The sequence below is a fragment of the Helicobacter enhydrae genome, assembly GCF_001693335.1.
GTDB classification, from domain to species: domain Bacteria; phylum Campylobacterota; class Campylobacteria; order Campylobacterales; family Helicobacteraceae; genus Helicobacter_G; species Helicobacter_G enhydrae.
Window position 1 is genome coordinate 1,095,582 of record NZ_CP016503.1, and the last position, 19,979, is coordinate 1,115,560.

Annotated in this window: 14 protein-coding genes; 7 read left to right on the plus strand and 7 right to left on the minus strand. The window is 41.4% G+C overall.

All coding sequences use genetic code 11. The annotated features are described in order from the left end of the window. Window positions 1-15: 15 nt before the first annotated feature. From BBW65_RS05140 to xseB, 5 genes are all read right to left on the minus strand, one after another. On the minus strand, window positions 16-255 hold the full coding sequence (locus tag BBW65_RS05140; protein WP_066340634.1) for an HP0268 family nuclease: 240 nt from the start codon (window positions 253-255) through the stop codon (window positions 16-18). Between the two features lie 828 nt (window positions 256-1,083). Next, window positions 1,084-5,787 carry an autotransporter outer membrane beta-barrel domain-containing protein gene (locus BBW65_RS05150; protein ID WP_066340638.1) on the minus strand — a complete coding sequence of 1,568 codons (4,704 nt, stop codon included), beginning with the start codon at window positions 5,785-5,787 and terminating at the stop codon, window positions 1,084-1,086. Window positions 5,788-6,016: 229 nt separating this feature from the next. After that, window positions 6,017-8,185 carry a ferrous iron transport protein B gene (feoB, locus tag BBW65_RS05155; RefSeq protein WP_066340640.1) on the minus strand — a complete coding sequence of 723 codons (2,169 nt, stop codon included), beginning with the start codon at window positions 8,183-8,185 and terminating at the stop codon, window positions 6,017-6,019. Window positions 8,186-8,315: 130 nt separating this feature from the next. Next, window positions 8,316-10,196: an RNA polymerase sigma factor RpoD gene (gene rpoD / locus BBW65_RS05160; RefSeq protein ID WP_066340641.1), complete on the minus strand. Its 1,881-nt coding sequence runs from the start codon at window positions 10,194-10,196 to the stop codon at window positions 8,316-8,318. Between the two features lie 94 nt (window positions 10,197-10,290). After that, a complete protein-coding gene (gene xseB, locus BBW65_RS05165) occupies window positions 10,291-10,497 on the minus strand; it encodes an exodeoxyribonuclease VII small subunit (RefSeq protein ID WP_066340644.1) in 207 nt (68 codons plus the stop codon). Window positions 10,498-10,593: 96 nt separating this feature from the next. On the opposite strand from xseB, the gene BBW65_RS05170 reads away from it, so the two are divergent. The 7 genes from BBW65_RS05170 to BBW65_RS05200 all read left to right on the plus strand — a co-directional run bounded on the left by BBW65_RS05170 (window position 10,594) and on the right by BBW65_RS05200 (window position 18,016). After that, entirely contained in the window at window positions 10,594-12,660 is a 2,067-nt protein-coding gene (locus tag BBW65_RS05170) for an MMPL family transporter (RefSeq protein ID WP_066340648.1), read from the plus strand. 8 nt (window positions 12,661-12,668) lie between these two features. Continuing rightward, window positions 12,669-13,055: a YkgJ family cysteine cluster protein gene (locus tag BBW65_RS05175; RefSeq protein ID WP_066340659.1), complete on the plus strand. Its 387-nt coding sequence runs from the start codon at window positions 12,669-12,671 to the stop codon at window positions 13,053-13,055. Further along, on the plus strand, window positions 13,052-14,317 hold the full coding sequence (locus BBW65_RS05180; RefSeq protein WP_066340661.1) for a tetratricopeptide repeat protein: 1,266 nt from the start codon (window positions 13,052-13,054) through the stop codon (window positions 14,315-14,317). The genes BBW65_RS05175 and BBW65_RS05180 overlap by 4 nt, the downstream gene beginning before the upstream one ends. A gap of 82 nt (window positions 14,318-14,399) precedes the next feature. After that, the gene (locus tag BBW65_RS05185) at window positions 14,400-14,651 is read left to right on the plus strand and encodes a YfhL family 4Fe-4S dicluster ferredoxin (RefSeq protein ID WP_066340664.1); all 252 of its coding nucleotides are present in this window, start codon (window positions 14,400-14,402) and stop codon (window positions 14,649-14,651) included. 7 nt (window positions 14,652-14,658) lie between these two features. Next, window positions 14,659-16,134, plus strand: coding sequence for a Ppx/GppA phosphatase family protein (locus BBW65_RS05190; protein WP_066340680.1), 1,476 nt, complete (start codon window positions 14,659-14,661; stop codon window positions 16,132-16,134). After that, window positions 16,131-17,105 (plus strand): lipopolysaccharide heptosyltransferase I, encoded by a 975-nt coding sequence (waaC, locus tag BBW65_RS05195; protein ID WP_066340683.1) that lies wholly within the window; start codon window positions 16,131-16,133, stop codon window positions 17,103-17,105. The genes BBW65_RS05190 and waaC overlap by 4 nt, the downstream gene beginning before the upstream one ends. Then, entirely contained in the window at window positions 17,102-18,016 is a 915-nt protein-coding gene (locus BBW65_RS05200) for a lipid A biosynthesis lauroyl acyltransferase (protein ID WP_199919389.1), read from the plus strand. The genes waaC and BBW65_RS05200 overlap by 4 nt, the downstream gene beginning before the upstream one ends. Here BBW65_RS05200 and BBW65_RS08105 read toward each other — a convergent pair. Continuing rightward, window positions 18,013-18,552, minus strand: a complete 540-nt coding sequence (locus tag BBW65_RS08105; RefSeq protein WP_066340686.1) for a phosphoethanolamine transferase — start codon at window positions 18,550-18,552, stop codon at window positions 18,013-18,015. The two genes, BBW65_RS05200 and BBW65_RS08105, sit on opposite strands and share 4 nt — an antisense overlap. Before the next feature lie 8 nt (window positions 18,553-18,560). Next, window positions 18,561-19,574, minus strand: a complete 1,014-nt coding sequence (locus tag BBW65_RS08110; RefSeq protein WP_066340688.1) for a phosphoethanolamine transferase domain-containing protein — start codon at window positions 19,572-19,574, stop codon at window positions 18,561-18,563. Window positions 19,575-19,979 lie beyond the last annotated feature (405 nt).

Here is a 19,979-nt window from a genome sequence, read left to right on the forward strand (position 1 = left end):
AATGGCTTAGATGGCTTAGATGATGTGAAGCTCGTAGATGTATTCTTTTTCATCCAGTCCGAATTTTGCCTCTCTGAGATAGGCACTTCTCCCAGATTTGTTGAATTGCTCGACGATTTTCAAAAGATCTTTGTGGTTGTTTTCATTTGAAAAATAAAAAAACTTTTCTTGATCTTTGACGCTTTCTTGAATCTCTTTGAGAGTGATTGTTGTTTCTGCAGATTGCGATGTGCTTTTGGCAAGTTTGAAATCCATAATCAAATCCTAAATGTGAAATAAAAATATATTATACCTTAAAAGAGTTTGGGTGCTAGGATTGAGTAAAGCATACTCGATGCAAGTCTTGAATCTTTGATTCTTGTTTTTGGGTTTGGCTTGGGGGCTATGTTCTTTGGTGATTCCAGAATCTCTTAGAGCTTTCTTTTTGAATCTTGGCTTGAGCAAACCACCCTTTATACAATTCTAGAATCCCCTAGCATCTCTCTTAAGGGGATCAAGGGGAACTTATAGCAAGCGTTCCCCTTATCCCCCTTAACAACCCCCATAACCCCAGCATTGCATTAGCAAGGCTCGTTCAAGATTACATTGACTTGGAATCCTTTTTGGTTCTACAAGGTTAGTTTGGTCAGCGGTTTGCCGTGATTGTGTGAAATAGTGAGGATTTTTGTGTTTTTATGGTTTTTAAATTCAAATCAAAAACACAAGCTAGATTCAAATCAATAAATCTAGAATCAAACTTTAAAACTCAAAGAATCAAAACAAAGTCAAACTAATGTGGGTAACACACAAAAAGCGGGCAGGGGTTTGGGGGATTTTAAGGGGGATAAGGGGGGTGCCTCGCAATAAACCCCCTTGTCCCCCTTATAGAAAAAGCAAAGCAAGTTTCAATGACTAAGAAGTGTGCTTGTGCAAAACAATCTCAAAAAAGAGAAGTAGCGAACAGCGTTCTGCAAAACCATACTTTTGGCAATTTTGGAATCTTTTTGGGTTCTACAAGCTTGGTTTGATCGGCGTTTGCTTTGCTTTTATTCACCCCATCTCCCCTTTGCTTCTGAATCACCCCCTCCCCCTTTTAGTATCCCACTACTGATTAGCAGCTTTTGTCCCTGTGTCTTTGACTTTTTGAGAGCCTGAAGGAACTATTGAAGCTTTTTCTGTTTCCTCTGTAGGAGTATTTCCTACTCTCAAAGGAGCAGTGGTTTGTGCTTTTGCATTCTCAATGCTTGTTTTCTCTCCAAAGCTATATCTAGCTCCTAGATTGAATTGGAGTTGTGTCCTTAGTTTGTCTCCAAAGCTTTTCTCTACATCCACATAGACTCTAGTGGATTGATTAAGCTCTAGATTGCTTCCTACATTTAAAACCACTCTACCATTGGAAGCAAACTCAGGATTGTAAGCTTTTGTTGTGCTTGTAGTGAGTTTGTTAGATCCTCCTGTGACAAGATCATATTCATAGAATGTTCCAACATAAAGAGAGATGTTTTTGTCTTGTTCTACAATCTTTTTACCAAAACTAGCTCCTAGTCTAGTTCTAGTCAAAAACACACTCTCTTGGAGTGCTTTGAGTTGATTGCCTTTACCACTTCTAGTTTTCATCTTGGTGGTGAAGTCAGATTGATTGAGATAACCTAAGCTTAACTCTAATTGTGGATCAATGAAATAATCTTGTTGTTCTCCTAGAATGAAACGATAACCCACTTCATTGGAGAGAGTGAATCCTAGATTGTTTGCAGTGTTGTTGTGATCACTACTATTGCTCAAAGAAAAATCAGAAGTGATATAGCTGAGTTTGGCAATTGTGTCATTATAAAGACCTACATTGCTCACATAAGAATTGTAAAGAGCAATTTCATATCCACTTGATTGGATATTGGAGAGATAGATAGTATTGATACCACTCACATTGATTGCATTGCTAGCTTGAGTGGCTTTGTTGCTCTCACCCTTAGAGTGCATATAAGAGAATGCAAGTCCTATGTAGTTTTTGGCACCCTCTGTTTCTAGTGCATAATCATATCCTCCTTGAGCAGTCACATAGCTTGTGCGTGCTCCCAATCCAAAGTTAGATTCTTGGAGTCCTCCAAACACTCTAGCCCATACTCCTTGAGTGTAAGGATTGTCTCTAAGTTCTCCCATTCGTTTGTTAAGAGAATTGAGGTTTGCAATGTATAAATCATAATTGATAGAGAGAGCAGAAGTGAGAGCTTGTTGGGTGGTATTATCCACTCCTAGACTGATTGCTTTGCCTAGGAAGTAGGTGGTGTAGTCTTTGGATGTGCCTGTAGCTTTACCATTTTCATCCGTAGTTGTTGTAACCAATCCGACTTCAAGCAACTCTCCACCATTTTCAATGATTTTGGTGTTGGTGTCAAAAGCAACTAGAGCTTTATTATCACTAGTGTTTTTGATTGTAGCGACGGCGATGTTGTGTTCTGTCTCTGTGCCTTTTGTTGGTGTGTAATGCACTCCTTTGATTTGATCTGGGTCAATGATAACAACAAGATCAGCTGATTTGGCTTGAGAATTGTCTCCTACATTATGCACGATGATTCTATCAGAGTAGGCGTGTCCGTAGGTGCCACCTGATTTTGTAGCCTCTCCTCCGATTTTGCTACCTGTTTGTGTCGTTGCAGTATCCACAGAGACAACAAAGGTGAGGTTATCAGCAGTGAGTCCTGTGTCAGCAGTAGGAGATGTTGCTTTTCCAATCTCTAGGAGGTTGAAGTGGTGGGGTGTTCCTAGTTTGGTTTGTGCATCACTTGAGAGATTGAGGGTGGCAGATGTGGCATTGGCACTAAGCTTGAGGGTGTCTGTTTTGATTTTGCCATTTGAGGCTTGGAGATTGAGAGTGCTTCCATTTCCAATCTCTGTGGTTGTGATAGTAGCAGTCCCATTTGTAAGATTGAGAGTGGATTCTGTGGCGTTGGCAGTAAGCTTAGTGATAGTGTTGGTCGCACCTTGCAATGTGAGGGTGGCTTTGCCATCTGTTTGTCCTTGCTCTTGTGGCAATGCTCCTAATGTGATATTAGTGCTTCCACCACTATTTGTTTGAATCTCTTTTTCAAAGATTCCACTATTGCCTTTTTCTCCTTGCCCTGCAGTGACTTGAATGTTTGTTGTGGCTCCTGCAGTATTTGTTGTAACTTTGTTTTTGAAAGTTCCATTTTGGCTATGGAAGTCGATTTCAAGTGTGCCTGCAGTGTGAGCAATATCTTTGAGATCTTCGCTACTGCTATCTTTGATAGTTAGGCTTGAATCTTTGCTATTGAAGCTAATGGTTGTGCTTCCGTGCCCTTGCGTTATAACATTTCCTTTGATGATTGCATTAACAGATTGCTCTGGAGATTCTGCATTTCCTACAATGATAGAGGTTGTGCCATTATTGCCAGCTTTGATTCCATTGGTATCAGTGAGAATCAGAGTGGAGTTATTTTGGTTGAAATTGATAAATGTTTGCCCTTGATCTGTGCTTTCAATCGCTTGGGTTACTGTGGCACTTGCATTTCCAAGATTGAGATTGAAAATGGTTTTGCCTGTGGCTGTGGTGGTGATTTTGGGATCAGGACTAGCACTAACTACTTTGGTAACTTGTGCATTATCCGCATTGAAATTGAAAACTACATTCCCTGAAGTGTTTGTGATATTATTTTTGAGCTTGAGGGTGGTTTCTCCTATGCGAGAGCCTAGAGAATCCTCTACCAAAGGATTGAAGTTGAAAATGGTTTGAGCAGAATCGGTGGCATTTTCGGTGCCATCGCCACCTTTTGTTGTTGCTTGTTGCTGTTTGATTTCACCTTCGATTGTCAAGGTTTTGCCATTGGCGATATTGAAGGTGGTGGTGTTTTGCTGTGTGGTGCTTTTCCCACCTTGAGTGGTGATCCCTCCCTTGATAGTAGCATTGCCACCATTGACATTGAAAGTCAGCTTGGCGTTTTTGTCTCCCTTATTAACCCCCACAATAATATTTCCACCGCCACTAGCGGCACCATTTGTGACATCAAGCACTCCATTATTGCCATTGAAGTTGAAAGTCATTCCGGGATTCTCGGTTCCTTCGGCTCCAGAAACCTCTAATCCGATATTGTTAATTGATCCATTGGTACCATTGCCTTTGATCTCGATCTTGTTGTCGTTTCCATTGAGGTTAAATGTTGTTTGCCAAGCAGCCCAATCGTGTGTCACCCTCTTTTTGAGCGAGAGGGTTTTGGTGTCTGCTGCGATATTTAGATTGAGGATATTGCTACCACCTTCTCTAGCGTAGAGGGAATAATCAGTGCCGCGTTTATTTGTATTGCCATCATTCTTGATTCCATTTTGTCCAACATCGCTATCTTTGGTGATAAAAATCAGATTGCTCCCGCGTTTGCTTGCAAAAATCCCGCCATTCACTACAATGTTTTCAATCAAAATTGTATTTTTCGCACCATTCCAGCTTACGATTTTATCAGCTGTGAGCGTGCCTTGTGCGATATTGGCTGCAGTGGGGTTCTCTGTGGATTCTGTGTTGATGATCAAGTCTTTGGCAGTGCCACCACCGCTAAGCGTCAAGAATCCTTTACCGATGTAGTTGCGTCCTTGACCGCCATCGGCATTGATTGTTTTGATGTTGAGAGAGTTTGTGTCACTACCTGCTCTATTTGTATTTGCAAGATCAAGGCTGATGATGTTGCGACGATCGGTATCGACATTATTAAATGCTTTTAAATCTTTCAAAAACAAAGTAGCTTGCTTGTTGAACTTGATAAGGTTGTAGGATTGAGCACCTACAAAAGGACCGCCAACTGAATTTTTTCTTGGTGCTGCGAGAATATCCATACGATCGTTATCGCTCCCTCCGATTTGTCCTTTGCCTTCAAATAAGATTCTGTTGTGGGCGTGGTGTTTCAAATTGTTGGCATTGCCAGCACCTGCGGCTAGGATTTCCCCTTTGCTTCCGCCTTTTTTGATGATATTGGTTGAACCCTCCTTGTTTCTGAAAGTGATATTGACTTCTGTAGTGTTTGTTGCAGCTCCTATCAAGACATTGTTTGCATCGACATACCCTCCTCTAGCTACGATATTTCCATTGATTCCCCCTCCTCCTTCAAAAATGAAATCTTGCCCACCTATCGCACTGACAGCTTGCAAATCTCCCGTAATACTTGCTCCATCTTGAAATGTAAATCTGCTTTTGATGAATTCGTAGTCGCTAGGATCACTATTTAGACCTTCATACCTTGTGAGAGTGATATTGCCTATCATATCGCCTTTGAAAGTGGCTTCTACAAAATCGTCTTTAAAGGCACTAGCTATGATTTTGATATTGCCTTTGAGGGCAGTTTTTGGTGTGCCAGCAGCTGCAGGAGGAGTAGTGCCATTAAAAGTAAGTGTAGCTTTGCGTGCAAAATTTTGGGCTTCATATTTCCCAAAATCAATAGTGAGGGTGCTAGTTCCTGCACTACCCAATTGAAGTCCTTTGGTTTCGCTAACGAGTTTGAGCTGTGCATTGGCTCCACTTACAGAGGCTTCTGAGCTTGAGGGTGCGGTTGTGCCGTCTTTTCTAAACTTGAGGGTGAAGTCACCGACTTCAGGCGTGCCACTTGGCAATTGAGCAAATTGTATTTTGTTGAAATCCCCACTGATTCCGATTGTCAAACCTGTGAATTGTTTGAAATCTGTGCCATTAGTGCTATAGCAGATCGTACTTGTGTTGCCACTTGGACAATTTGCATCTGTCGCACTTGCCACACTCACACTGAGAGCCAATGCCAACGATGTGGCGATGAGAGGTCTGTAAGATTTCATCATACCCCCCCCCTACTGCGTTTCTAGTAGTTTTGAAAATCCTTTTCATAAATGCTCCTTATCTATATGATTTGGTTATCAATTTAGATTTCTCTAAATTTGGAGAATTGTATAAAAATTTTGAGGCATTTTAAAGAAAAATGAAATAGTTTAGAATTGATTTGTCTCATAATGCTTGGACACAATTGGGTTGCAAGGCAAATCAGCCAAAAGCCTTTGAGCCAAGTTGGCTTCAAAGAACTAGAGATGTCGCATAATATCCGAGCAATGCGAATAGGTAGGCAACTATTGAGGTGAAAGCAAAAAGATAAACAATATAGCGTTTGCCTCCTGCCTCTTTGCCAAAAACGATTGTGGCAGCAAAGCAGGGATTGTAAAACATCACAAACATAATAAAAGCAATCGCAGTGGGGATTGAGGTGCTAGAACGCAAGGTTTTCATCAATTCTTGGCTTTCTTGGCTCTCCATATCATCATCGACTTCACCGACAGAATATAGCACCCCCATTGTAGAGATCATCACTTCTTTGGCAGCTATCCCTGAAACAAGGGCTACAGAGAGCTTCCAGTCAAAATCAAAGGGTGCAAAAATCGGAGAGAGGATTTTGCCAAATCGTCCAAGATAGCTTTGTTCGCTTAGTGTGGATTCTTTTTGGTGTGTGAGGAGGGCGATTTGCTCTTGCAGACTTTCTTGATTTGCGGGAGTGAGGCTTCGCTCAAGTGTGGCGATTTTTGAATCAAACTCTTCTTCTATCGCTTCATTGTGTGGATATTCTTGTGCAAACCAAATAGCGATAGAGGCTAGTAGGATAAATGTCCCTGCTTTTTTGAGATACATTTTGGCTTTGTTCCATACGCTTAGGAGGATTAGTTTGGAAGAGGGTAGGCGATATTTTGGCATTTCCATCACAAAAGGCTCATCAATCCCTCTAAATGCAGTGAGTTTGAGAATCTTGGCAAAGCAAAGTCCGACAATAGCGCCAAAAATATAAATGCCAAACAACATATTCCCAGATTGACTTGATGGGAAAAAAGTCCCAATAAATAGCACATAGACAGGGAGACGCGCACTACAACTCATAAAATTGATGATAAAAAGAGTGAGCATTTTGTCGCTTTTGTTTTTGAGCATTCTTGTGCTCATAAAGGCAGGGACACTGCACCCAAACCCTGTAACAAGAGGAATGAAGCTTTTGCCGTGCAAACCAAATCTGTGGAACAATCCATCTAGCAGAAATGCCACCCTTGCCATATAGCCTGTGGCTTCAAGCAGTGTGATTCCCAAAAACAAAATCAAAATATCAGGCAAAAAGCTCAAAACCGCTCCCACGCCTTGTATCGCACCATCGCCGATGAGCGAGGCAATCAAATGATTGCCAATGTGTTGGCTTGCAAGTTCGCCCAGCCACACAAATCCACCCTCAATCAAGTCTTTGGGATATGCACCAAGTATAAAAGTCGCTTGGAACAAAAGCCACATCAAAACGAGAAAAATAGGAATCCCAAAATATTTGTTGATGAGAATGGCATCGAGTTTTTGCGTCGTATCTGTGGGGGTAACTCGCTGTTTTTGGACTTCAAGACACGCACCTTTGGCATAGGCATAGTGATCAAGAGTGAAAATGTTTTGCATATTTTCTTCATCATTGCTTTGGCGAATCTGATTGATGCGTTTGGCAAGGAGTGGGGATAGATCGACCCAGCAGGGTTTGCTAGAGAGTGTGGCATACATTGTTTCATCTTGCTGTAGAAGCAACACTATCAAGCGACGCAGGGAGGCAATGCGGTGCTCTTGCATTGTTTGGGCGATGCAGGGGTATTGTTTGAGGGTTAGGAAATGATGAAGCTCCAAAATAGCGTCTTCTATGGATTGATGATAGGTGCGTTTGGATGGGGTAAGGGGTGCAGTGTGGATTTGGACGATGAGATCAAGCAGGGCGATCATATCTTGATGAGATTTAGATGTGACCTTGAGGCAGGGGACTCCCAAAATGCTAGAGAGTTGCTTCTCGTCGATTTCAATCCCCTCTTGCTGTGCCTCATCGTTCATATTGAGGGCGATTAGGAGTTTTTGTTCTAATTCCAAGAGTTGCGAGGTGAGGGCGAGATTTCTCTCAAGATTTGTAGAATCCACAACATTCAAAATCAAATCATAATGTTGGGTGGAGAGAAAGTCTTGAGCGATTTTTTCTTCTTCGGAGTATTGGTTGAGGGAGTATGTCCCCGGCAAATCAATGATTGTGATGTCATATCCTTGGTAGTGTAGCGTTGCTTCGGCTTTCTCGATAGTTACGCCGGTGAAATTGCCGACTTTTAGGTTGGCACCGCTCATTTTGTTGATAATTGAGCTTTTTCCGACATTGGGCTGTCCAGCCAAAGCAACAATGATTTGTTGTTTCATTATGTGTCCTTTTTGGGATTTTGGGGTAGTTTGTGGATTCTACTGATTTTTGGGAGTCAAGTCAATAAAAATGAGATTTATTATCGTTTTGGATAATTAATGAGAATCTAGAGGGGGTGGGTGGGGGAGATCACTCCTCCATGTAGTTTTTGAGTTGGCGTCCGACTTTGGGATGTTTGAGTTTTTTGATAGCACTTGATTCGATTTGACGCACCCTCTCGCGTGTGACATTGAGCTCTTTGCCGATTTCTTCAAGTGTCCTATCGCTCTCATCATCCAAAAGCCCAAATCTCATACGCACAACGGCTTTTTCGCGATCGTTGAGCTGTTCTAGAATCAAATCAATTTGCTCTCTTAGGTCTTCTTTGAGGATGTGATCCATTGGTCCGATCGCGTTTTTGTCCTCTACAAAATCTCCAAATTTCCCATCTTCATCGTTACCGATAGGGGCTTCAAGACTCACAGGTTCTTTTGTGATTTTGATCACATTTTTGACTTTATCTACGCTAAGCCCCACTTCTTGGGCGATGAAATCCACATCAGGCTCTTTGCCGTTTTCTTGGATGTATTTCCTCATAATCTTGTGGATTCTGTTGATGGTTTCGATCATGTGGATAGGAATGCGTATCGTGCGCGCTTGATCGGCAATAGCACGCGAGATCGCTTGGCGTATCCACCAAGTGGCATAGGTGGAGAATTTGTAGCCTTTTTTGTATTCAAACTTATCCACCGCTTTCATCAGTCCGATATTGCCCTCTTGGATCAGATCCAAAAATGGCAATCCGCGATTGGTGTAGCGTTTGGCGATACTGACGACAAGACGCAAGTTGGATCTTGCCATTTTGGTTTTGGCTTGATCGGAGATGTTTTTCCCTCGTTTGATTTGTTCTAGAATCTCTTTGAGTTTTTCAGGCTCAAGGTTAAATCCACCCTCACTTGCTTCTTTGGTTTGGAAGAGTTTTTTGATTTCAAGGTAGGTGGCTACCATTGTGATTTCAGGCACAGAGGCACTGATGTCTTCGCGTGACATTTGGGTGATGTTTTGCAAAATGCTTTGGTGGTTGGCGATTAGGGCATCGTTGAACAAAGGCAGTTTGTATTCGAGTCTTTTGAGCTCTTTTTCAAATCCATCACCATTTTTGAGTGTGTTTTCCATTGCCTTGACAAGCTCATTGATGAGTTTGCTTGTCGGTCCAAGCTCTAGGAGGCGTTCTTTGAGTAAATGTTTTTTGTGTGCAAGGATTAGGATTTCTAGCAAATCATTGCTTTCTTGCGTGTGCTCCTCAAGAGTTTTAAGCCAGTCTTTTTTGGCATCCTCAAGTTTTTGGAAGCTTTCGACTACATTGTCAATGCGTTTTTGGTCTTTGCGTGAGAGAGGTTTTTTGTTTGCCTCTTCAGAATCATCGCTATCCTCTACTTCTTGAGATTCTTCGCCCTCTTCGTCATCATCAAAGTTTTTGAATAGTTCTTTGACGCGTCTTTCGCGATTGATGAGGGCGTCGCGATAATCGTGGATAAAATCGATGAGGTATGGCACAGAGCAGATCGCATCCAAAATCGTGTTTTCGCCTATTTCAATTTGTTTGCTTAAAATCACCTCTTCTTCTTTTGTGAGCAAAGGGATTTGTCCCATTTCTCTGAGATACATTCTCACGGGGCTATCGCTACGGCTCCACTCTAGAAGCTCCCTCTCTTTGAGGAAGTCAAACTCATTTTCAAGCTCACCATCAAGCATTTTGCGTTTTTCTTCTTGGAGCTTTGTTTTGTCTTCGAGATTGAGGCGTTTTGCAACTTCTGAAGAGCTCATCAGTTGTTTATCGTATTTTTTGGTGAGTGCTTGTATCTTTTTGACTTGTGCGGCACTTGGGGTTTTGTCTAAGATTTGTGCAATTTTTTCATAAGAAACATAAGGAATCTCTTCAGTTTGGAAAAATGATTCTAATTCTGTAATCGGATCTTTTTTGGAGTTTTCTTTTGTTTCTTTGATGTCTTGGATTTCTTCTGCTTTCATTGTTTAAGAGCCTTTTGTGGGTATTTGCGTAGAATGATTGACACTTTTTTTGCAAAAATGTAAGGGGGCATTATAGCAGGTTTTGGCTTAGAGCTTATTGATTCTCCATTTGGATTTGCGTGTATTGGAGTTTGGCTTCTTCTAGGAGTTTTTGAGCTTCTTCTAGAGATTGAATCCCTTGAGTATAGATCGCAAGACTCTCTTTGAGGCTTAGCTCTGGTGTGTTGAGCTTGTCAAGGGAGGTTTTGGCTTCTTCAATGAGTGTTTCAAAATCTTTGGTTGTGTTTTGTGGGTTTGGCATTAAGTCTCCTTGAAATGTGGTGGTAAAGTTTTTGCTTTTGAATTATAATCCACTCTTTGGAAATCAGAGAAATTTAGTGCAATGTAAGGAATCCACTTGAAAAAAACAATTAATTTTTTGATATTGCTATGTGTCGCTTTGTGTTTTGCGGTGTTGTGGGGGGATAAAATCTCTCCAAAACAAATCAGCCTTGAAGTGTTGGATTTGTTTCCCAAGACACAAGAACGCAAACTTGTAGATCTGTATCGCAAGTTTAATGATGCCAAATACATCTTTGTCTCTCAAGATGTCGCTCAAGAAGAGTTTGATGCCTTTCTCTCTAGAGTGCAAAAATTGCCAAATGTAGAGAAAATCATCAAAGAGGGCAATCCTGCTTTGGAGGAATATATCAAGCAACATTATTTTTATATGGGGGATTTTGTGCCACGCCAAATGGAGAGCGAGGAGATGGTGCGTAAGTTTGAAAATGATTTGGGGCTAGAGATCAATCCTTTGGATCCTTTGGGGTTTGTGCGGATTGACAATACCAAAAAAGAACTGAAAGTCGGAGCAGTTCCATTTGTTTTGGTAGTGATGCAAGATAGCGATGCCAAAGAAGTCAAGAGGCTTTATGATGCTTTTGTTCCTTTGGCAGAGGAATACCACATCACGCATTATTTTGCACCATTGTTTATGGAGACAGAAAATCCCCAGCTGATTCTAAAAGAAGTGAATCTGTTGATGGGGGTTGTGGGGTTGTGTTTTGTCGTGCTGTATTTTGTGATGCTAAGAATGCCACTTTTGACACTCAATATGATTGTCACTTTGATTGTGTCCAATGCTTTTGCAATGGGGGTGTTGCTGTTAGTGTATCCTCAAGTGAGCATTATGGCATTGAGTTTTGGAATGGGGATTAGTAATATTTGTGTGGATTATCTTTTGCACCATCATTTTTTGCGGTTTTATTGTGTGGGCAAAGTGCGTTTCAACCTCCCTGTTTTTTATGGTTTTATCACGACAATGAGCGGGTTTGTGGTCTGCCTTTTTGTGCCATTCCCACTGCTCAATCAACTCTCGCTTTATGCGATTGTCAATCTCGCAATCGCTTATCTTTGCTTTGGCTTCTTGTATCAATGGATCGGGTTTGGTGAGCCAAAATATTATGGTATTTTGCGACGCATGGGTTTCAACAAAATCCCTACTTTTGTGTTTGTTGGCTTGGCTTTGTTGTTGGGAGGATATGGGGTCTTTCATTTGCAAACAGAAATGGATCTCTCCAAACTAGACTACCAAAACCCCCAAATGAACGCACAAAAAGCATATTTTTTGGATTTTGATTCAAACCACAAAGATTTTATTGTGTCTGCTCATAGTATCGATGAGCTGATCACGCGCGCAAGAGAGATCAAGCATTTGATACCAAATGCTCACATTCCCCTCGCCCTGATGCCCACCCAAAGCGAAATCAAAAAGAGGATAAGGTTTCTCAAATCTGTGTCTTATCGTAGATTCCAAAAACAATACAAAAGAGCATTGTATGAGATCCGCAAACAAATGCCTGATTTGTATATGTTGTTAGCCAATAGCTATGCCTCTATCCCTCCATATATGCAGCAGCCCAATTTGCAAACGCTAGTTGGGCTAGGTTTCAATATCATCAAGGAGAATGGAAACTACTATTATCAGGGCAAAGTGGAGTCTGAGAATCTTGTGCGGTTGGAATACATCGATGGGGTGTATGTGGCACAATTGCCAGATTTGATCGCACGCATTACAAGTGGGATTTATGCACCAATGGTGAGTATTTTGGGCTTGGCTTTTCTTGCAATGCTTGTGATTTTGTTGATCGCTACAAGAAATCGCTTTTTTGATGCTTTGAGCTTTGTGATTTTTCCTTTTGCGTGTGTGATGTTTTATCTTTCTTTGAATGGAGTGATCAATATTATGCACCTTTTTGCCCTGCTGATTTTAGTCGTTGTGAGCGTGGATTATGGGGTGTATCATATACAAGAGGGCGATAGCTTGGAGACAAGACACGCGATTTTGTTTTCTGTGCTGACTACCCTAAGTTCGTTTGGGGTGTTTATGTTTAGCGATACGCGGGCTTTGTATTCTTTTGGTCAAGTGATTTTTGTGGGAATGCTTTGTGTGATAGGTCTGATATTGTTGCAACAAAAGGTTTAAAATAAACAATGATAAAAAATAACTTTTGTTATGATTTTAACTCCGAAATGTGTGCAGAATGTGGCGGAAAATGTTGCATTGGAGAAAGTGGCTATATTTTTTTGAGTGTAGCTGAAATGGAAGCCATTGCCGAGAGTATGGGGATGGAGTTTGCACAATGGACACAGCGATTTGTCAAAAAGGTCGGCTACAAATTTTCTTTGATTGAGAAGCCGTTTTTGGATGGCTATGCCTGCGTGTTTTTTGATACACAAAACAAACAATGCAGCATTTATCCACATCGCCCCAAACAATGTCGCACCTTCCCATTTTGGGAGGTCTATCGTCCCAAAGAAATGTTTGATACTTTGTGCAAAGAATGTATAGGCGTGAAGCTTAAAGGAGAGAAAAAATGAAAAAATTTTGGCTTGGTTTGTTGTTGCTAGGCGGCATTTGTTTGGGTGCTTTCAACGAGGATGATATGATCAATGAGGCTCTCAATGCGGTAGAGGCAAATCAATACTCTCAAGCCAGAGATTTGTATCTTGCCCTTTATGATGAGAGCCACAAAATCGAATACTTGCGTGAGAGTATTTTGGTGTCATCACTGCTCAAAGCCCCCCAGCAAACAATCAATCTCGTAGAGTTATACAAAAAAGCACATAGTGCCTATGATTTGGAAGTGGAGAAAATCCTTGCTGATTCTTATATGAAGCTAGGCAATACCCAAAAGGCAATCACTATCATTGAGAGAATCAAGCTAAAAGACGATACCCCTCTTGTGCGTGAAATACTTGGGACACTCTATCTACAGCAAAACCATCTAGATCGTGCGCTCAAAGAACTCAATCGAGCCTATACTGACGGGCATAGTGAGAGTAGTTTGGAAAAAATGATGGCGATTTATCTACAAAGCAACAAAATCAAACAAGTCAGCGAAATGCTAGATCAACATCTCAAAGAATATGGTTGCTCCCAAGAGCTATGCAAAAGCAGTCTAGAGTTTTATATCAAAACCAAACAGATTGGTCACGCCCAAAAACTGCTTGAAGATATTGAGGCAAAGATGCCCAGCCCCCAAAATGCAATGAATCTCATTATGCTTTATGCACACCAAAAAAAGTATGATGAAGCGTTGAAAATCGCACACAAATACCCCATCAAACGCGAAGTGTTTCTAGAGCTTTATATCGGCAAGGGGGATTATCTCAATGCTTCCAAAGAGGCACAGGGGATCTATGAAGAGAGTAAAAATCCTCAATACCTTGCACTTGCACAGATCTATGCATTTGAGGCATACAAAGACAAAATCACACATCAGCAAATCAAAGAAATTGTCAAAAACACATTAGAAGCGATTGCCAAAATCAAAGCAACGCAACGCCACGAAGAGGGAGTCTCTCTCGCAAGTCTTTGGAATTTTGCGGGGTATCTTTTGATTAATTATGATGTGAATCTTGTAGAGGGGGTTGAGTATGTCAAAAGAGCATTGGAGCTTGATCAAACAAATTATGAATTTCTTGATTCTTTGGCGTGGGGGTATTATAAGCTTGGGAAATGCCAAATGGCTCAAGAAGTGTTTGCACGGATCCCACAAGAGAAAATCAAGGAGTTCGCAGAATTGGCAGAGCATTTTGAGATAATTTCACGATGCAATATAGTAAAACAAAAAGATTAAGTATAATTTAAGAATAGTTTGGCTAAAACACAAGCTTAAAATTTTAGATTATTGAATTTATCTTGAATCAAAAGGAGAAAAAATGGCAGTAATGATTGGCGATGAATGTATCGCGTGCGATGCTTGTCGAGAAGAATGTCCCAATGAGGCGATCGAAGAGGGCGATCCGATTTATAGTGTCGATCCTGATCGTTGCACAGAATGTATCGGATATTATGATGAACCCACCTGTATCAGTGTTTGTCCGGTTGATGCAATCAGTGCAGATCCAGACAATATGGAGAGCATTGAAGAGCTGAAGTTTAAATTTGAGCAATTGCAAAAAGGCGAATAGAGACTAGATGTCCAAAATTGTAGCTGTCATTGATATTGGTTCTAATTCCGTCAGAATGGCTATATACAGACGCACTAGTCGTTTTGGATTTTTTTTGTTGGATGAGAAAAAATCGCGAGTGCGTATTTCTGAAGGCTCTTATGAGAATCAAGGGGTGTTGCAAGAAATCCCAATGCAAAGAACTATCAATGCACTTGCAGACTTTATGCAGATTGCCAAAATGTATAGGGCTAGGAAGATTTTTTGTGTGGCAACAAGTGCCTTGAGAGATGCACCCAATGCAGCAGCTTTTTTGAAAAGAGTCAAAGTCGAGTGTGGGCTACAGATCAAAATCATTGATGGAGCCAAAGAGGCTTATTATGGTTCTTTGGCTTGTGTGAATTTGTTGCACCAAAAAACAGGCTTGAGCATTGATGTGGGGGGCGGCTCGACGGAGTTTGGCGTGATTGAAGATGGCAAAATCCTCCAAACTTTTTCTTTGAATATCGGTGCGATCCGAATCAAAGAATTGTTTCTTGATACCAAAAGGGATTTTGAATCTGCCAAAGAATTTATCGTGCAAAGCCTATCAAGCATAGCAAGTGGTATCAAATGCGATGTTGTCTTGGGGATCGGGGGGAGTATCCGTGCTTTGAGCAAAATTATTCTCAAAGAAGAGCGTGAAGTCCCGATTATGCACGGCTTTGAAGTGGAGTGCAAGCGTTATATTGATTTTTGCAATCAGATTATGCAAAGCGATGGGGAAGAGTTGCGTTCGATGGGATTCAATGAAGAGAGGCTTGATAGCATTTGTGCGGGGGCGTTGATTTTTGCCACGATTTTGGAGTTTTTTCAGATCAAGCGTGTGGTCACTAGCGGTGTGGGTGTGCGTGAGGGTGTGTTTTTGTCTGATTTGTTGCGTAATCATCACGGACGCTTCCCAAATGCGATCAACCCCTCGCTGATGTCGCTATTGGATCGTTTCAGCGATCAACGCTCCAAAAGAATCAAAAAAGAAGCTCTGGCTTTGTTTGATGTGTTGCTCCCTTGGCATCAATGCTCACAAGATTTGAGATACATCCTTGAGTGTGCAGGGCAACTTAGCGTGATAGGCTCTGTGCTTGGTTGCCATACGCAATCGATACATAGTGCACATCTTGCTTTTTGTGGATTGGAGTATGGCTTCTCATATCAAGATCGATTTTTGATTAAAAATCTCATTGAGTTTGGCAACAAAAAACTCCCCAAAGACAACAAGCACAAGCACCTCACACTCTTTGAGCTTCAGGCGTTGAGTTTTATGTTGGCTTTGGCAAAGATTTTTGGCACCTTTGAGCATCGCATCACTTATGAATGGAGCAAAGAGGTGCTATATGTGAGGGGTGCGTCCTATTTGCAAAAAGACTTGGTGGGCAAAATCACCAAAATGATTCCTATCCAATGGGAGCATAAACCCAAAAGCCCTATGAAATCCAAAACATTCCACCCCAAAGCTTCGATATGAGGATCGCAATCATTCGTTTGAGTGCATTGGGGGACATTGTCGTGGCGATGAGTTTTTTGCCACAACTTAGAAACGCCTATCCAGATTGTGAGATTGATTGGTTTGTGGATGAGAGGTTTGCAGAAATCTTGAGCCAATCTCCGCTCGTGGATCGCGTGATTTCTTTGCCACTCAAACGGGCTAGTCGCAGTTTCAATCTACCACTTTTGTGTCAAATCGCCTATCGTCAAACGCAAATGCCCCATTATGATATGGTCGTGGATATGCAGGGCTTGTGTAAATCAGCGATCCTTGGATGGTTGTTGCCATCCAAAGACTATCGCGGGTTTGATTCTGCGAGTATCAAGGAGGGGGTGGCAAGTGTGTTTTATCGCGATAAAGTGCATATTGCTTATGAGGAAAATATTTTGAAGCGTAATGCCAAAGTCTTGGGGCTGAGTGAAAATCAAATGCAAACAAGAGATCAAGCCTTTGGTTTCACCGATATGGCATCAATGAGAGCACAAGACATCCTTGCTGCTTCCTCCAAACTCAATGTATTGCTTGTGATTGAGGCTTCAAAACCCCAAAAAATGTATCCAATCGAGCATTTCGTGGAGTTGTGCAACTTGTGTGATTCTGTAGAGTTTTGGGTGCTACATCATACGCATTCGGATTTGGCTCACACACTTTGCAATCAGACACAAGCACGCCTATTGCCCAAACTCAATCTCGATGAGGTCAAAGCTCTAGTAGCCAGTGTCGATGCCATCATTGGTGGAGATACAGGGATCACGCATTTGGCGTGGGCTATGCACAAGCCAAGCGTGACACTCTATGGCAACACACCCCTTGCAAGATTTGAGCTTGGTGGGAGGCATCATATTTCGTTGAGTGCCAATCCAAAGGCGTGTTATGCCAAAGATGATTGGTCGATTCGCCATATCAAGCCACAAGAAGTGCTAGAATCTCTAAGAAAGATATTGCAATGAAAAATTTCATCGGGTTTTGTTTTGTTTGTATGATGAAATGCTGCGGCTATTTGTTTGCCAAAATGCCCCACAGATGCTTTTTGTTTTGCGTGGATAGCTTGGCGTTTGTGTTTCGCAAGTTTGATAAAAGACGCTATCAAGACGCCTTGATAAACTTGAATTTCGTATATGCAGATCAAATGAACGATGAGGAAAAGCACCAAATTATTCTTAGAAACTATCGCAATTTTGCTTTTGTGTTGCTTGAGAGTTTGCGCGCAATGTATATCGATAAGCAAGAGCATTATCAGAAATTTGATTTTGAAAACCTTGATTATTATTTGGATATTGAGCGAGAGGGCAAAAGTGCCGTGATTGTTTCAGGGCACTTTGGCTATTGGGAAGCGATTGGCAGTGCGTTGCCTCGTTTCACCCCAAACCACGAATTGTATTCTCTTGGGCGTTTGACGCAGTTTGAAGCAGTCAATCAAGTCATCATCCAAAGCCGTCAATCCTATGGGGTGAAGCTCATAGACAAAAAGGGAGCTTTGAAAGACTTGCTCAAACTATACGCCAAACCTAGACAAATCGCAGGAATCATTGTGGATCAAAATGTTTTTCCCAATGAGGGGGTGTGGGTGGAGTTTTTTGGCAAAGAAGTGACACACACGCCGGTTGCTTCGGTGCTATCAAGGCGTTTCAAGATCCCTATTGTGCCGGTATTTATCGATTTCAACGAGGATTATACGCGTTTCAAAGTGAAGTTTTTCGAGCCTTTTTATTGTCCCGTGAGTGAAAATGTGCAAGAGGATATTTTGGAAGCGACACAACGACAGGCACAAATCATGCAAGAGATGGTTGAAGCCAATCCCAAAAGTTGGTTTTGGTTCCACAAACGCTTCAAGGCAAGGTATTCAGAGATTTATCACTAGCGTGCGGTGAGGTCCAAATTTGATTCATAAACGCTTGTTTTGATACCAAACAGCCCAAGCAAAGTGTGGAAAACATAGTCGTGATTGAGTGGAGAGTTTGTTTTCTTGATGCTTGATTCTCTTTGGGTGTCAAAGCCATTGCCAAGCCACAGAATCGAGGGGATGAGGGTTTGTTCATCAGGAGCCATAAAATAAGGCATTCCGCCATGCATAAACATATTGTTTTCGCCCAAACTTTCCCCGTGGTCGCTCACATACCACAATGCCACATCATAGTCTTTTTGGATTGCCTTGAGTTGCTCGATCGCAGAATTGACAAAAAAGTCTGTATAGGCGATACTATTGTCATAAGTGTTGATGAGTGCCTCTTGGGAGCAGGTTTGGATTTCTGATGTTTGGCATATAGGTGCAAATCTCTCAAACTCTTTTGGATAGCGTTTGTGATACGCTTGTCCGTGACTACCGAGCTGATGAAGGACGACAAAAGTGGATCGGTGATTGGCTGTTTGAATGATGTGTGCAAGATCGGTGAGCATGATTGCATCTAGTGCCCCCCCCTATCATAAAATTTGATGTGATTTTTGGGTAGCCGTATGCACACTTGACCTATGCACCCTCCACCATTGTTGCCGATATAATAAGTCTGAATGCCCACGCGTTGGGTAATATCCAAGATATTATCGCGAAACTCTGACAAATAACGCTTGGTGTATGTTTGATGTGTGTAATTTGTGAGCATACAAGGGACAGAAATCGCCGTGATCACGCCACAAGATCGAAAGTTTCGGAAGCTAATGATTTGGTTTTGTTGAGACAAAAGGGGAGTGGTGGGTTTGCTATAGCCATTGATGGCAAAGTTTGCACTTCTAGCACTCTCGCCAATGATCAAAACGATGAATTTAGGTTTCTGGCTTTTTTGAAGCACGGCATCAAGTGCGATTTGCTCGTATTTGAGTTGAGATTTGTATTGTTGATCGATGAACTGAATGCTTGTGCGAATCGGAGAGATGGGGTTTGATATGTAGTAGAGGAGTCTGTCTTTTTTGAAAGCAAAAGTTATATCCGTGCCAACCAATCCAAACCATAGCAATAGCACAGCCCCGGCATATCCTAGGAGAATCACGCATTTTGTGATCAATGCAGGAAGCAGTCTAGGGCTTTTGGCAAGTGGCAGATACAAAATCACCAAAGCAGGGATTCCAAACCAAAGACAAAAATGCCAAAACACAGGCAGTGTCAAGCTTTCTTGAAACTCTCTAGGATTTGCATAGATCAGGCTTTGGATCACATCAGTTGTGATACCAATATGCAGTGTGTTGATGATGTATGAACTAGCACTCGCAATCAGCAAGATGAGCAAGGAGACCCATTTGATCGTCCAACGACAGCTTAAAATCTCAAGTGCCATTGCCAATAGCAGGGTGAGCAGAGAGCTTGCAAGAATCGTTTGTTCTGATGAGAGGCTTTGTTTGAGAATATCAAAGAAGTAGGTGTTATAAAACAGACTTAACACCAACGCAAAGCAGAAAATAAACAAGTGGTATGAAAGTTTCAACATAATGTTCCTTGGGATTTTTTGATTGGATTATAATGATAATACTTCAATCACGCAAAATGCACATCAAAAGCAGAGCGATAAAAGATATTTTTGCTTATTCCCCCCCTTTTTCAAAAACTTCAGCAGATTTTAAGTTTATTGTTTGTATGATTGCACTTCCCAATCAGTGAGACACTTTTTATCTCCTAGATTTTGGCTTTGTTTTTTAATTTTTATGATTCAAAAAACTATTGTTTTAATTTAGTCATTTAGAAATGTTTTGAAACATTGATTTGGTTGTTCTATTTTATAGCTTTGTCTTTTTGAGATATTGAAATAAGATAATGATCTTTGACAACTAAGCAAAAGAATGTTAAGTATTAACCTTTACAAGTCAAACAAAGACTTTAAAAAATAAGACTTAAT

Bases quoted from the DNA above. Each gene is read 5' to 3' on its own strand.
- BBW65_RS05150 (WP_066340638.1), bottom strand. From the start codon at position 5,787: ATGATGAAATCTTACAGACCTCTCATCGCCACATCGTTGGCATTGGCT.
- waaC (WP_066340683.1), top strand. From the start codon at position 16,131: ATGAGGATCGCAATCATTCGTTTGAGTGCATTGGGGGACATTGTCGTG.
- BBW65_RS05175 (WP_066340659.1), top strand. From the start codon at position 12,669: ATGATAAAAAATAACTTTTGTTATGATTTTAACTCCGAAATGTGTGCA.
- BBW65_RS05180 (WP_066340661.1), top strand. From the start codon at position 13,052: ATGAAAAAATTTTGGCTTGGTTTGTTGTTGCTAGGCGGCATTTGTTTG.
- BBW65_RS05185 (WP_066340664.1), top strand. From the start codon at position 14,400: ATGGCAGTAATGATTGGCGATGAATGTATCGCGTGCGATGCTTGTCGA.
- BBW65_RS05190 (WP_066340680.1), top strand. From the start codon at position 14,659: ATGTCCAAAATTGTAGCTGTCATTGATATTGGTTCTAATTCCGTCAGA.
- rpoD (WP_066340641.1), bottom strand. From the start codon at position 10,196: ATGAAAGCAGAAGAAATCCAAGACATCAAAGAAACAAAAGAAAACTCC.
- BBW65_RS08105 (WP_066340686.1), bottom strand. From the start codon at position 18,552: ATGCTCACCGATCTTGCACACATCATTCAAACAGCCAATCACCGATCC.
- xseB (WP_066340644.1), bottom strand. From the start codon at position 10,497: ATGCCAAACCCACAAAACACAACCAAAGATTTTGAAACACTCATTGAA.
- BBW65_RS08110 (WP_066340688.1), bottom strand. From the start codon at position 19,574: ATGTTGAAACTTTCATACCACTTGTTTATTTTCTGCTTTGCGTTGGTG.
- BBW65_RS05200 (WP_199919389.1), top strand. From the start codon at position 17,102: ATGAAAAATTTCATCGGGTTTTGTTTTGTTTGTATGATGAAATGCTGC.
- feoB (WP_066340640.1), bottom strand. From the start codon at position 8,185: ATGAAACAACAAATCATTGTTGCTTTGGCTGGACAGCCCAATGTCGGA.
- BBW65_RS05140 (WP_066340634.1), bottom strand. From the start codon at position 255: ATGGATTTCAAACTTGCCAAAAGCACATCGCAATCTGCAGAAACAACA.